Annotated in this window: 15 protein-coding genes; 6 read left to right on the top strand and 9 right to left on the bottom strand. The window is 60.9% G+C overall.

Annotated features, from left to right (window positions below):
* The first annotated feature begins 24 nt into the window (after positions 1-24).
* Both J7E41_RS20670 and J7E41_RS20665 read left to right on the top strand, forming a co-directional pair.
* On the top strand, positions 25-552 hold the full coding sequence (locus tag J7E41_RS20670; protein WP_214995726.1) for a DUF4142 domain-containing protein: 528 nt from the start codon (positions 25-27) through the stop codon (positions 550-552).
* A 174-nt stretch (positions 553-726) separates the two neighbouring features.
* On the top strand, positions 727-1,545 hold the full coding sequence (locus J7E41_RS20665; protein WP_214995723.1) for a GNAT family N-acetyltransferase: 819 nt from the start codon (positions 727-729) through the stop codon (positions 1,543-1,545).
* Here J7E41_RS20665 and J7E41_RS20660 read toward each other — a convergent pair.
* From J7E41_RS20660 to J7E41_RS20640, 5 genes are read right to left on the bottom strand one after another with little or no spacing between them, the layout of a single operon-like run.
* A complete protein-coding gene (locus J7E41_RS20660; protein ID WP_214995721.1) occupies positions 1,508-2,269 on the bottom strand; it encodes an AraC family transcriptional regulator in 762 nt (253 codons plus the stop codon). The genes J7E41_RS20665 and J7E41_RS20660 overlap by 38 nt on opposite strands.
* 19 nt (positions 2,270-2,288) lie before the next feature.
* On the bottom strand, positions 2,289-3,518 hold the full coding sequence (locus J7E41_RS20655; RefSeq protein WP_214995718.1) for an NAD(P)/FAD-dependent oxidoreductase: 1,230 nt from the start codon (positions 3,516-3,518) through the stop codon (positions 2,289-2,291).
* On the bottom strand, positions 3,515-3,733 hold the full coding sequence (locus tag J7E41_RS20650; RefSeq protein ID WP_155585011.1) for a 2Fe-2S iron-sulfur cluster-binding protein: 219 nt from the start codon (positions 3,731-3,733) through the stop codon (positions 3,515-3,517). Before J7E41_RS20650 ends, J7E41_RS20655 begins: the two co-directional genes overlap by 4 nt.
* Positions 3,730-4,836, bottom strand: coding sequence for an NAD(P)/FAD-dependent oxidoreductase (locus J7E41_RS20645; RefSeq protein WP_214995715.1), 1,107 nt, complete (start codon positions 4,834-4,836; stop codon positions 3,730-3,732). The genes J7E41_RS20650 and J7E41_RS20645 overlap by 4 nt, the downstream gene beginning before the upstream one ends.
* A complete protein-coding gene (locus tag J7E41_RS20640) occupies positions 4,833-5,765 on the bottom strand; it encodes a 4-hydroxyproline epimerase (RefSeq protein WP_214995713.1) in 933 nt (310 codons plus the stop codon). Before J7E41_RS20640 ends, J7E41_RS20645 begins: the two co-directional genes overlap by 4 nt.
* 241 nt (positions 5,766-6,006) lie before the next feature.
* Here J7E41_RS20640 and J7E41_RS20635 point away from each other — a divergent pair, with 241 nt between their 5' ends.
* The 4 genes from J7E41_RS20635 (at position 6,007) to J7E41_RS20620 (ending at position 11,345) form a co-directional block, all read left to right on the top strand.
* Positions 6,007-6,927 (top strand): dihydrodipicolinate synthase family protein, encoded by a 921-nt coding sequence (locus tag J7E41_RS20635; protein WP_214995710.1) that lies wholly within the window; start codon positions 6,007-6,009, stop codon positions 6,925-6,927.
* A gap of 242 nt (positions 6,928-7,169) precedes the next feature.
* A complete protein-coding gene (locus J7E41_RS20630; protein WP_214995708.1) occupies positions 7,170-8,738 on the top strand; it encodes an APC family permease in 1,569 nt (522 codons plus the stop codon).
* Between the two features lie 29 nt (positions 8,739-8,767).
* Positions 8,768-10,345 (top strand): aldehyde dehydrogenase (NADP(+)), encoded by a 1,578-nt coding sequence (locus J7E41_RS20625; protein ID WP_214995706.1) that lies wholly within the window; start codon positions 8,768-8,770, stop codon positions 10,343-10,345.
* Positions 10,338-11,345: an Ldh family oxidoreductase gene (locus J7E41_RS20620; protein ID WP_214995704.1), complete on the top strand. Its 1,008-nt coding sequence runs from the start codon at positions 10,338-10,340 to the stop codon at positions 11,343-11,345. Before J7E41_RS20625 ends, J7E41_RS20620 begins: the two co-directional genes overlap by 8 nt.
* A 135-nt stretch (positions 11,346-11,480) precedes the next feature.
* Here the strand turns inward: J7E41_RS20620 and J7E41_RS20615 are convergent, their stop codons facing one another.
* The 4 genes from J7E41_RS20615 to J7E41_RS20600 all read right to left on the bottom strand — a co-directional run bounded on the left by J7E41_RS20615 (position 11,481) and on the right by J7E41_RS20600 (position 13,103).
* Positions 11,481-11,963: a methylated-DNA--[protein]-cysteine S-methyltransferase gene (locus tag J7E41_RS20615; RefSeq protein ID WP_214995702.1), complete on the bottom strand. Its 483-nt coding sequence runs from the start codon at positions 11,961-11,963 to the stop codon at positions 11,481-11,483.
* Positions 11,964-12,064: 101 nt separating this feature from the next.
* Entirely contained in the window at positions 12,065-12,280 is a 216-nt protein-coding gene (locus J7E41_RS28140) for a hypothetical protein (RefSeq protein ID WP_251029596.1), read from the bottom strand.
* Positions 12,281-12,484: 204 nt separating this feature from the next.
* Positions 12,485-12,895 (bottom strand): type II toxin-antitoxin system HicB family antitoxin, encoded by a 411-nt coding sequence (locus tag J7E41_RS20605; RefSeq protein WP_214995697.1) that lies wholly within the window; start codon positions 12,893-12,895, stop codon positions 12,485-12,487.
* 25 nt (positions 12,896-12,920) lie between these two features.
* Complete coding sequence (locus tag J7E41_RS20600; RefSeq protein WP_003189411.1) at positions 12,921-13,103, bottom strand: type II toxin-antitoxin system HicA family toxin; 183 nt, start codon at positions 13,101-13,103, stop codon at positions 12,921-12,923.
* Positions 13,104-13,234 lie beyond the last annotated feature (131 nt).

Genomic DNA, 13,234 nt, shown 5'->3' with positions numbered 1-13,234 from the left:
GTTTATTACCTGGAGGAACCCATCATGAGCCGCATGGCTATCCGGTTACGCACCGCCAGTTTTGCGATGCTGCTGGGCCTCGGCGCCAGCAATGCTTTCGCCCAGTCGCCTGCCGAATTTATCGAGCAGGCTTCGGCCAAGGGCATGGCCGATATCGAAACCAGTCGCATGGCCCACGCCAAGACCTCGTCCCAGGAAATCAAGGACTACACCATCGAGGTCATCAACGAGCGCACCATCGCCAACCAGCACCTGGCGGCGATCGCCAAGAAGCTCGACCTGCCGGTGGCCCCTCGGGAGAAGATCGTCGATAAGGCTGAAAGCCTGATGCCCGAACTCAAGGACGGTGACTCATTCGATGCGGCGTACACCGCACAGCAGGTCAAGGCCAATGAAGATGCCATCGCCTTGTTCAAGCAGGAGGGTGCAGCGTCCGAGGTGCCAGAAATCAAGGCACTGGTGGACGAGACCCTGCCCAAGCTGGAAACCCAGTTGGAAAAGGCCAGAGCGCTGGCCTCGACTTATGGAAAAGGTCACCAGGGCGAAGGCTGATGCCTGTGACAGAACTTCTGAAGGTGAAATGAAAAAGCGGCGGTTGGATCAACTCCAACCGCCGCTTTAAAAAGTGGGCAAACGTATACGATTTTTCTTTAGGACTTTTCAGAGAGTATTTACAGTGCCGTCGACGAGCGTCGCCAAGACTGGGTTTTTGCCCGGACCCACGTTATGCACGCCATTGGCCCCCTCGATCTTGCCAGCCTTTACCACCAGACCGAACACCACTTTTTCGCCGTGACATGCCCTTTGCACCGGCGTTTCACCGCCTGTGTAAACGGCTATTTCGCTGATCTGTACGTCAATGAGTGGAACCTGTTGTTTGTCCGGGTTGGCAGCAGCTCCCTGGGCGAGGGGTTGGATGCCATTCTGGAGTTGATCCCCCGCACCGTGGTGCCGGTGCGCGTGACGGTGCATCAGGATGAGGTCGAGCGCTTGCAGGAACCCCTGGCGAGCCTGGGGTTTACTGTTATTGAGACCACTACGGCGATGGTGCTTGACCTGGCAACCTTTGCACCTGGATTGACCAACGATATCCCGCCTCAGGTCAGTCTGACCCCCAATCTCGACGACTGGGCTGGCCCTGTGGGCGCCGCGTTCGCGATGTCTGCCGAATGGACTGCGCACTATCAAGCCCGACATCAGTTGGCCATGGAAGGCGATAAAAACCTCTACCATTTCACACTGACGATACAGGGAACGGTGGTGTGCGCATTGACCTTGTCGATGACCGACCAGTTGGCCCGGCTCAACGATGTGGGCACCCATGCAGCCTTTCGCGGCCGAGGGCATGCAACACAATTGATGCAGGCCGCCCTGGCGCATGCCGTGGGCCTTGGCGCTCGCTGGTGTTTCCTTGAAGCCTCCGCCCTGGGTGTTTCTCTGTACCGCAAGATGGGTTTCAAGGACTTGTTCGAATACCAGGCGTTTTGGCGCGGGCCGCTGCCGGCACTTACCCTGCCGCACTCTGGCGAAACTGCCGAGGGCTGACGCCCGTCAGCGACTTGAACTGGCGGCTGAACGCGCTGTGATCGGTATAACCGCATTGCAACGCTACGTCGGTAATGGGCAGCTCCCCGAGCAGCAGGCGCGAGGCATGTTCCAGACGCACTTTGTGGATCATCTGCCGCGGCGTCAGATGGAAGATCCGCTTGCAGTAGCGCTCCAGTTGCGCCACCGACAGGTCGGCGATGGCCGTCAGGTCATCCATGCGAATCGCTTCGTCGTAGTGCTCGCGAATATGTCGGTCGACAGCGGCCAGGCGTTGATAGGCCGGGTGCGCATCGCGCGCCGCCTGCAGGTCGAAGGAGATGCCGGCCATGCCAATGATCTGCCCATCCTGCCCATACAGCGGCAGCTTGTGGGTCAGGCACCAACCCGGTTCGCGGCTGCCATACAGGTGCAACTCCAGTTGGCCCTTGATGGTGATGCCCTGACGCAGTACGCGTTGATCCTGTTCGGTGTACACCGGCCCCAACACCGCCGGGAAGACCTCGGCGGAGGTCTTGCCCAGCAGCGGGGCCACTGTCTTGAAACCGCAGCGCTGGGCCAGGGTCAGGTTAGCCGTCAGGTAGCGAGCTTGCAGGTCCTTGATGAAAAACACCGTGCTGGGAATGCTGTCCAGCAGCGGCAGGATCAACCCGATGCTGCCCAGCAGGCTGTCGATATCCTGGGGCGCGGCGGTGAGGCTGTTGAGCAGCACGGTGTCGTTCATGTCTGTGCCTCGGCGGCGGCTACAAGAGGGTACTGATCCTGGTCGGCACTAATGGCGAGCGCGGCAGCGGTGCGTCCCAGCCAAACAGGGTTTGCGCGGCGGTACCACACACGCGGCCCTGGCAAGCGCCCATGCCGCAGCGGGTTTGCAGTTTGGCGGCGGTCCAGGAGGTTTCGCAAGCCATGGCAGCAAAGGGCACATCCTCACAGCGGCACAGCACCGTATCAGGCTGCGCCAGGCTGTAGATCGCCGGGTTCAGTGCAAAGGCATGCCTGACCTGATCAGCAAAGACCTGCCAATGCTCGCGACGGGCAAGCAGTGCCTCGATCTCTGGGTGCTGCCCACTGGCCGCCAGGCCGGCGATCTCTCCTTCGACCAGCGCCAGTTCGCTGCCACCGACTCCGGTGCATTCTCCCGCGGCGTAAACCTGAGGCAGGCTGGTGCATTGCAGTGAGTCGACCACGATGGCTGTGCCTTGCAGTTCGCACCCCAAGTGCGCGGCGAGAGTGGTGTTGGGCACCAGCCCGAATCCGCAGGCCAGGCGCTCGCAAGGGATCTCCTTGAGGCGGCCGCCGACCTTGATCCGTACCGCCTCCAGCCGCTGTTCACCCAGGGCCTCGACCACGTGACTGTTCCAGCGATAGGCCGTGGTGGCGAGGTCGAGGGCTTGGCGAATCTTGGTCGGCCAACGCCACAATTGCGTGGCAAACCTCATGACGGATTTGGCTGAGGCCTGCTCCAGCACGTTTTCAACCTGAGCGCAGGCGCTGCGTGCTGTGGCGGCACTGGCCAGCAACAGCGGGCCGCTGCCGGCAATCACTGTGCGTTCGCCGTGTATGGACAAGCCGTTTTTTACCAGGGCTTGCAGGGCACCTGCACCCGTGACGCCCGGCAGGGTCCAGCCGGGGAAGGGCAGCAACAATTCCCGGGCACCGCAGCAGAGAATCAGTCGTTGATACATCATGACAAAGCCGTGCTCGGCATTCTCAAGCAGCAGCGATCCTGGCTTGAGCGCCGCAACCACACGCGTCCCCGGCAGGTAGCGAACCGACGGTTGTTCAAGCACCGCAAGACGCTCCAGCACCGCAGGTTCCAGTTGAGTATCCGGCCCGTTGCGCCAGATCTGCCCACCGGCACGCGGGTTATCGTCGATCACGGTGATATGCAATCCCGCGCGGCTGGCGGCACGGGCGGCGGCCAAACCGGCGGGGCCGCTGCCCACGATAAGAATGTCGCACACTTGATTCATACGCTGCGCTCCACCTGCATGCCTTCGCGGCACAGGGTCTGACAGGCCAGCTGGCGCCGGCCGTCGATGGTCATTCGGCATTCCTGGCAAATACCCATGCCGCAAAACGCTGCTCGAGGCTGGCCGGTGCAGGAGGTGCGAGTGACCGTCACCGCAGCGGCGACGGTGATGCCGTCGCGCACCGTCAGCGGTTGGCGCTCCAGGTAAATAATCATGCGGTCACTCCAGCGAAGCGCTCGGGAAGGTAAGGGCGAATATCCAGGTCGGGTGTTTCACCCAACATTTGCGCCGCCAGCAGGCGGGCACTGCCGGGGGCGGTGGTGACGCCCAGGCCTTCATGCCCGACTGCCATCCACAGGCCTTTTTGCTGTGGATGCTCGCCCAGGATTGGCAGGCCGTCCGGTGTCGCTGCGCGAAATCCCGTCCAGGCGCGAATGCCATTGAGGTCGCTCAAACCCGGTAAATACTCCACGGCCCGTTGCAACATTCGTGCGAGCACCTCGGGCTCAACCGCACGCTCCAGGGTGTCGAATTGCCGGGATGAGCCAATCAGCAATTGCCCTGTGGGACGCGGCTGCACATTGAACGCCACCGAGGTGCCGTCGCTGGCATGGGCGCTGGCGGCGTAGCCCAGTTCCACCAGTTGATGGCTGACCTGCACCGGGTAGCGATCAGTGATCAACAAGTGGCCCTTTTTTGGCCGCAGTGGTAATTCCGGCAGCAACGTCCGGGCGGGATAACCATTGGCCACGACCACGTATTCGGCCGACAACGTGCGCTGGTCGGCCAGTTGCACGCGTTGCGGACCGACGGCCTTGACGTCGGCCTGGCGCTGGCTGATCAGCGGGTGTTTTTGCAGCAGCCATTGGGCAGTCGCCGGGGCGTAGAGAATGCCGTCGCCGATGATTTTCAGAGCGCCACTCAGGCCTTTGCGCAGCATCGGTTCCATTTGTGCCAGCTGTTCGCAGTCGAGCAATTGCCCCTCAATGCCATGGTCGGTCAGGGTGCGCTGCTTGGCCCGTGCCAGGTCCATCTCGGCATCATCGGCGGCCAACCACAGGGTGCCGCAGTTGCGGTAAGCGCAGGCGGCGGGCATCTCGTCGCGTAGGGCATTCCACAGGCCAATGGAATAGTGACTCAGGGCCAGTTCGGCGGCGTTGTCATCCATCGCCACCAGGTGGCCCATGCCGGCACCGGTGGCGCCACCGCTGGCGTTGTCCAACACCAGCACTTTCAGGCCACGCCGGGCGAACTCATGGGCGCAGGCCGCACCGACGATACCGGCGCCGATCACGATCACATCGGCCTCGGCGTTCACAGCACAATGCCCCAGGCGAACGGGTCGCTGTCTTCGATCAGCAAGGTGGCTTCGGCGCTCAGGTGGGCGGTGCCGCGCAGCGTCGGGATGATCTGCTCGCCCACCACGTCATAGTGCGCGGTGAACTGGCTGCCGATCACGCTGGCCTGGGTCCAGGTTTCCCCTTCGGCCAGTTTGCCGTCAGCTGCCAGGCACGCCAGTTTGGCGCTGGTGCCGGTACCGCAGGGAGAGCGGTCGTAGGCTTTGCCGGGGCACAGCACGAAGTTGCGGCTGTCGGCTTGGGCGTCGTCGGCGAACAGTTCGATATGGTCGATCACACCGCCATCCTTGCCGGTGATAAGGGCCGCCTCCAGGGCTTCACGCACTGCCCAGGTGTAGTGAGTCAGTGCCTCGACGTTATCGCCGGCAATGCGCTGGCCATGCTCGCTGATCAAGAAAAACCAGTTGCCGCCCCAAGCGATATCGCCCTGGATCACGCCGTGGCCAGGCACGCTCAGTTCGACCGCTTTGCGATAGCGATAGGCGGGCACGTTTCGCACGCTCACCGACTGGTCGTCATGCAAGGTGGCTTGTACGGTGCCCACCGGGGTTTCGATGTTATGCACGCCTGGCGTGATGCGCCCCAGATGATGCAGCGAGCGCACCAGGCCGATGGTGCCGTGGCCGCACATGCCCAGGTAGCCGCTGTTGTTGAAGAAGATCACACCGGCACAGGCGTCGGCAGCTTGCGGCTCGCATAACAGTGCGCCCACCAGCACGTCGCTACCCCGCGGCTCGAGCACGCAGGCGGCGCGCCATCGGTCGTGATCGCGCTCAAGAATCTGCTTGCGCTCGGCCATGGAGCCCTGGCCCAGATCCGGGAAGCCTGCGATCACCAGGCGAGTGGGTTCGCCCCCGGTATGTGAGTCGATGACGGTGATTTTTTTCATGGCAGCACCTGATGAGAATGGCCTACAGAGTGGCTCGCATCGGGGCGGATTCGCTTGTTGGTTTTCGCGGGTTGGGATGACGAAATCGGCACAATTGCCATGATTGAGGTGCCGATCGCGATTGTGCCGATTTCGTCTCCTTCAAGTAGGAAAAGTCTCAAGCTGCATCGGCGCAAAAGGCGGAATCTGTTTTACGTTTCCAACGCCAGTCGGCCAGACCGACCCCAATAAGGACAAGACCATGAGCCGTAAAGCCATTCATTGGAGCGGGGTTTTTCCCGCTGTCAGCACCCAGTTCAAACCAGACTTTTCCCTGGACCTGGAAGCCACCCATGCCGTGATTCGCAACCTGGTGGAAGACGGTGTTTCCGGCCTGGTGGTGTGTGGCACCGTCGGCGAAAACACCTCCCTGAGCACGGCGGAAAAACTTTCGGTTATCGAAGTGGCCAAGGATGCAGCCGCTGGCCGTATCCCGGTGATCGCCGGTATTGCCGAGTTCACCACTGACTTCGCCCGCAACACCGTCAAGGAAGCGGCCCGCGTTGGCGTCGACGGCGTGATGGTGATGCCGGCCCTGGTGTACTCCGCGACCGCACGGGAAACCGCCGCACACTTCCGGGCGATTGCCACCAGCACCGATTTGCCGGTGATGGTCTACAACAACCCGCCGATCTACAAAAACGACGTGACCCCCGACGTGCTGATCGCTCTGCAGGACTGCGAAAACATCGTCTGCTTCAAGGATTCTTCCGGTGACACCCGACGGTTTATCGACCTGCGCAACGCCGTGGGCGATCGCTTCGTGTTGTTCGCCGGCCTGGACGATGTGGTGGTGGAGAGCATCGCCGTGGGGGCTGAAGGTTGGGTCTCGGGCATGTCCAACGCCTTCCCGAAAGAGGGCGAAACGTTGTTCCGCCTGGCCAAGGAAAAGCGTTTTGAAGAGGCGTTGGTGTTGTATCGGTGGTTTATGCCGTTGCTGCATTTGGACGCACGTCCTGACTTGGTGCAGTGCATCAAGTTGTGTGAAGAGCTGGTAGGGCGTGGCTCGTCGATCACTCGTCCGCCGCGTCTGGCGTTACAGGGCGAGACGTTGGCCGGGGTTAAAGCCATCGTTGCCAAGGCGTTGGCCGAACGGCCGCAGCTGCCGGATGTCGGTCTGTAAAGACTCTATGTGAGTGAATACTTGTGGTGAGCGGGCTTGCCCGCGTTGGGCTGCGAAGCAGCCCCAAAATCTGCCGCTGCGGTCTGTCTGTAAGGCTGAAGTCGGGCTTGCAGGGACTGCTGCGCAGTCCAACGCGGGCAAGCCCGCTCGCCACAGAGAAGCCTGCTCGACACAACAAGATTTTGCTGTGAAAGACATTTCGATCTGCCTATTCCAATAACTCCATAAAAGAAGGCGCGCCTATGTCAGGCCAAGGCAAGTTCAAGAAACAGTTATCGCTGGTCGACCTCACCTTTATCGGCTTGGGGGCGATCTTTGGTTCCGGTTGGCTGTTCGCCGCCAGCCATGTCTCGGCGATTGCCGGGCCGGCGGGGATCTTTTCCTGGTTGCTGGGTGGCTTTGCCGTGTTGCTGCTTGGCATCGTCTATTGCGAGTTGGGCGCGGCCTTGCCTCGAGCGGGTGGGGTGGTGCGTTATCCGGTGTTTTCCCACGGGCCGTTGCTGGGCTACTTGATGGGCTTTATCACGCTGATCGCCTTCTCCAGCCTGGTAGCGATTGAAGTGGTCGCCGCACGCCAATACGCAGCCGCCTGGTTTCCCGGCCTGACCCATGAAGGCAGCAGCAACCCGACCATCATCGGCTGGCTGATGCAGTTCGCCTTGCTCTGCCTGTTTTTTGCGCTGAACTACTACAGCGTCAAAACCTTCGCCAAGGCCAACAACTTCATCAGCCTGTTCAAGTTCATCGTGCCGTTGCTGGTGATCGGTGTGCTGTTCACGTTCTTCAAACCCGACAACTTTCATGTCCAGGGTTTTGCTCCGTTTGGTCTGTCGGGCATTGAGATGGCGGTCTCTGCAGGCGGGATCATTTTTGCCTATCTTGGGCTTACGCCGATCATTTCCGTGGCCAGTGAAGTCCGCAATCCCCAGCGCACGATTCCCATCGCTCTGATCCTTTCGGTGCTGCTCTCCACCCTGATCTACGGCCTGCTGCAACTGGCCTTCCTTGGCAGCATTCCCACAGAGATGCTCGCCAATGGCTGGGGCGCGATCAGTAAAGAATTCTCCCTGCCGTACCGCGATATCGCCCTGACCCTGGGCGTGGGCTGGTTGGCGTACCTGGTGGTGGCCGACGCGGTGATTTCCCCCAGCGGTTGCGGCAACATCTACATGAATGCCACGCCGCGAGTGGTCTATGGCTGGGCGCGCACTGGCACGTTCTTCAAGATTTTTACCCGCATCGATGAGAAGTCCGGCATCCCGCGCCCGGCGCTGTGGCTGACCTTCGCCTTATCGGTGTTCTGGACCTTGCCGTTCCCATCGTGGGAAGCGCTGATCAACGTGGTCTCGGCCGCGCTGGTGCTCAGTTACGCCATTGCCCCGATCTCTGTAGCCGCATTGCGCAAGAGCGCGCCGGACCTGCCACGTCCGTTCCGCGTCAGCGGTTTTGCGGTGCTGGGCCCGGTGTCGTTTGTGATCGCTGCGTTGATCGTCTACTGGTCTGGCTGGGGCACGGTGTCGTGGTTGCTGGGCCTGCAAATCCTGATGTTTGTGATCTACCTGGGCTGCAAGCGCCTGGTGCCCACCGCCCACCTGAGCCTGGGGGAACAAGTGCGCTCGTCGTTGTGGCTGATCGCCTTTTATGCCCTGACGATTTTGATTTCCTACTTGGGCAGTTTCGGTGGCATCGGTGCGCTGGTGCACCCGTACGACACCCTGGCGGTCACGGTCATGGCGCTGGGCATTTACTACTGGGGCGCCAACACCGGCGTGCCGGCGCACAAGCTGGTGCTGGATGGCGACGAAGAATGATTTTCCTGACGTATAGCGAGAGGTAACCCATGTCCATGACAGGTCAACTGCTGATCGGCCAGCGCGCGTATCGCGGTGAGAACGGCGAATTGCGTGGGCTGGATGCCGCCACCGGGCAGGCACTGGAGCCGGCATTCGGTGGCGCCAGCCTGGCGGATCTGGACCGCGCCTGTGAGCTTGCCGAGGCTGCGTTCGATGACTATCGCGCACGGCCACTGGAGCGACGGGCGACGTTTCTGGAGAGCATCGCCAATAACATCCTCGCCCTTGGCGATGAACTGATCGAGCGTTGCATGCTGGAAACCGGGCTGCCTCGCGGCCGCATCGAAGGTGAGCGCGGGCGTACCGTCGGGCAGTTGCGGCTGTTTGCCGAGGTGGTGCGCCAAGGCAGTTTTCTCGATGTGCGCATCGACCCGGCCCAGCCTGAGCGCACACCGTTGCCGAAGGTGGATTTGCGTTTGCGCAACATCGCCATCGGCCCGGTGGCGGTGTTCGGGGCGTCGAACTTTCCCCTGGCGTTTTCTGTGGCCGGGGGCGATACCGCTTCGGCGTTGGCCGCCGGGTGCCCGGTGATCGTCAAGGCGCATTCGGCGCATCCCGGCACATCGGAGTTGGTGGGGCGGGCGATTCAGCAGGCGGTCAGTATTCATGGTTTGCCGGAAGGGGTGTTTTCGCTGCTGTTCGATACCGGCCGCAGTATTGGCCAAGGGTTGGTGGCGGATCGTCGGATCAAGGCCGTGGGCTTTACCGGCTCGCGAACCGGCGGCGTAGCGTTGATGAAGATTGCGGCGGCACGCGAAGAGCCGATCCCGGTGTATGCCGAGATGAGTTCGATCAATCCGGTGCTGTTGATGCCCCATGCATTAGGGGCGCGTGGCGCTTCGATGGCGAGTGGTTTTGTGGCCTCGTTGACCTTGGGCGCGGGGCAGTTTTGCACCAACCCCGGATTGATCCTGGCGATTGATGGGCCGGCGCTACGGTTGTTTGAAGGTGCGGCTGTCGATGCTTTAGAGAAGGCCGCTGCCAACACCATGCTGACGCCGGGGATTCACGGCAGTTACTGCCAGGGTGTCGAGCGCTTGCTGGCCCATGCCGATGTCGAGACATTGGGGCAGGGGCTTGAAGGTGAGCGCTACCAGGCCCGAGCGGCGTTGTTTGCCACCTCGGCGGCGGCTTTCTTGCAGCGCCAGGCGTTGCGTGAAGAAGTGTTCGGCCCTGCATCGTTGATCGTGCGCTGTGCTGACGAGGCTCAACTCAAGCAAGTGGTGAGCGCTCTGGAGGGCCAACTGACCATCGCCTTGCATATCAGCGAGGCGGATTACCCGCAAGTCCGTGCGCTGTTGCCAACCCTGGAAAACAAGGCCGGGCGCTTGCTGGTCAATGGCTTTGGCACGGGTGTTGAAGTCGGTCATGCGATGGTGCACGGCGGCCCGTTTCCGGCCACCTCGGACACCCGCACCACGTCGGTGGGCAGCCTGGCGATCAATCGATTTTTGCGGCCAGTGTCGTACCAGGATTTGCCCGCGGCACTGTTGCCGCTGGAGTTGGCGGACGCTAATCCCTTGAGTGTGCCCCGGCGGATCAACGGTGGGCGTGCTCATGACTGAGCGCCTTTCGCTGGACGAGGTCCAGGACCTGTCGTTGAGCGTGCTGATCCATCACGGCCTGTCCGAGGCCCACGCCGAAGCCATTGCGCAGGTCATCACTAGCGCCCAGCGGGATGAATGCCATTCCCATGGCGTTTATCGCCTGTTGGGCTGTGTGCGGTCTTTGCGCCAAGGCAAGGTCGATCCATCGGCCGCGCCTTCCGTGCGCCACCTTTCGGCGGGTGTGGTGGAGGTGGACGCTCACTACGGCTACTCACTGCTGAGCTTTCAGACGGGGCTGCCATTGTTGGTGGAAAAAGCGCGTAGCCAAGGCTTGGCCGCCATGGCGATCAAGCGTTGTTTCCACTTCTCGGCGCTATGGCCGGAAGTCGAAGCTATCGCTGCAGCAGGGCTGGTGGGCATCGCCATGAACCCTAGCCACAGCTGGGTAGCGCCGGCGGGTGGCGGCAAGCCGGTGTTCGGCACCAACCCACTGGCGTTCGCCTGGCCAAGGCCAAACGGCAACCCGTTCGTTTTTGACTTTGCCACCAGCGCCATTGCCCGTGGCGATATCGAGCTTCATGCCCGTCAGGGTTTGGCGATTCCTGACCATTGGGCAATCGACGCTGACGGCCAACCCACCACCGATGCCAACGCGGCGCTGAAAGGCGCGATGCAAACCTTCGGCGGCCACAAAGGCTCGGCGTTGGCCGCCATGATCGAATTGCTGGCGGGAGCGTTGATCGGGGATTTGACCAGCGCTGAGTCGATGGCCTTCGACGACGGCGTGGGCGCGGCGCCGTGTCATGGGGAGTTGGTGTTGGCGTTTGATCCCAAGGTGTTTTTGGGGGACGACTACACGCAGGGATTGCAGCGGGCAGAAGGGCTGTTCGAGGCAATCACCGGGCAGGGTGCGAGGTTGCCTTCGCAGAGAAGGTTTGAGGCGAGGGAGCGGAGTTTGAAGAGCGGGGTTCAGATTCCAAGGGCGTTGCTGAAAGACATCCGAGCACTGCTGAATTAAGCAACTCGACGATGTACTGACCTCGTTCTGTAGCCGCTGCCGAGGCACGAGGCTGCGATGGGGTGCGTAGCGGCCCCAAGGGCGGTCCTGCGGCCCGCATCGCAGCCTCGTGCCTCGGCAGCGGCTACAGAGAGATCAGACAACAAGTTCCAACTCCAGCAGATATTGCTTGGCCTCAAGCCCACCGGCAAACCCCGTCAACCCGCCCGATGCACCAATCACTCGGTGGCACGGCGTAACAATCGAAATCGGGTTACGCCCGTTGGCGGCGCCCACTGCACGCACCGCTTTCGGGTTGCCGATCTGCAAGGCGATCTGGCTGTAGCTGCGGGTTTCACCGTGGGGAATGGTCAGCAGTGCCTGCCAGACTTTCTTTTGGAAGTCGGTGCCGGCGAAGTCCAGTTCCAGCTCGAAACGGTTGCGGGTGCCGGCGAAGTATTCCTTCAACTGCCGCTCGGTTTCCACCAGCACCGGACTGTCGCTTGCCTCCTGCAGCGGCCCCAGGCGCACGCGATTGGCGCGTTCGTTCTCCCACAAAATGGCCGCGAGCTTCCCGCCCCGTGCGACAAGGGTCAGTTGGCCGACCGGAGAGGGCATGAGTTTGTATTCGCAAGACATGATCGGACTCCTTGATGAGCAGGTGTGAACGGTACGACGCCACTGTAGATCGGGCAGCCCCGGGGAAAACTACGTTTCTTGCGGTTAAATTCGTGGTCGATTTAGAGGTTCCAGTAAACCCAGTTGGAGACATGCGGGTATGCATAAAGCCAGGCAAGGATATAGAGAGCCCTGAGTACCGATGGCGTCCCCAGGGTGGCCATCGAGACAAGATTGAGCAGCGTAATTATCGCAGCGAATGCCACCAGCCACCGGCCAGCATTGCGTGCGGCAAACCAGACACCATAAATGGACGACGCGATAGCGGTCATGCTCATGGTTATAGCCAGTAAAGTTGGCAGCTTTACCAGCGAGGCCAACAGAGGGAGAAGCAGCACCAAAGCCACTATCGCCCTGAGTACGGCTTTTGAACTGTGTTGGTTTGACGATGGCATCCTGATTGTCCCGATTCAGTATTTGAGGATTTGACGATCATCCGGGTCTATCCCCGCCACTGCATTCAGTTTTTTCTCAAAATGCCTTTAGCGATCCTGTTGCAGCACCTTGAGCGCTGCCGAAGCAAGAAAGCCCGAGCGGCTTTTCTCTTCGGGGTGGTGCAACACATATTCATCAATTCGGTTCAGCAGATAGCCGGGTAGGGTGATGTTGAGTTTCTGCGCCTTGCCCAGGTATTTGGTGACATCAATGTCCACCACTGCCCAGGTACAGCCGGCGTACTTCGGATTGGCCGCGTGCAAGGTAACTTTTTGTGCGCTTGGAATCGGTGCACCGTCTTCCGCGAGGATCTCGAAGTGACCTTCGATGGCTTCCCGGGCCATGGCCATGGCGTCATCCAGGTCATCACCGGCAGAAAAGCAGCCAGGAATATCCGGTACTTCCACACCCCAGGCGTGGTCTTCGTCACCGTTTGAAATTGCAATGGGGTACAGCATGTTCGTTGTTCTCCAGAAACGATGTTCAACTGAGCAGAGCTTGTTTCAGAATGCTCTTCGCGGTCTTGTCCAGCAGGTCTTTCTTGGGATGAGGAATCGTTACCAGTCCAGGCTTTGTCGGGTGCTTGAAATGATGGTGGCTGCCTCTGATCCGCACCAGGTACCAGCCATCCGCGACGATATGACCTATCAAATATCGGCTGTCCACATCACCTCCTTGTGGTGTGTGTTGGTGGTGACTATAACCACTGATAATAAATTATCAACACTCTACCCACCATCGGTCGACGACCGGTGTTTCGGTAGTGGGTGTATGCAGTGTAAGAGCACGGTGAATAG

It is taken from the genome of Pseudomonas fluorescens (assembly GCF_018614655.1).
Classification (GTDB): Bacteria; Pseudomonadota; Gammaproteobacteria; order Pseudomonadales; family Pseudomonadaceae; genus Aquipseudomonas; species Aquipseudomonas fluorescens_BX.
This window is presented reverse-complemented; position numbering and strand designations above follow the sequence as displayed.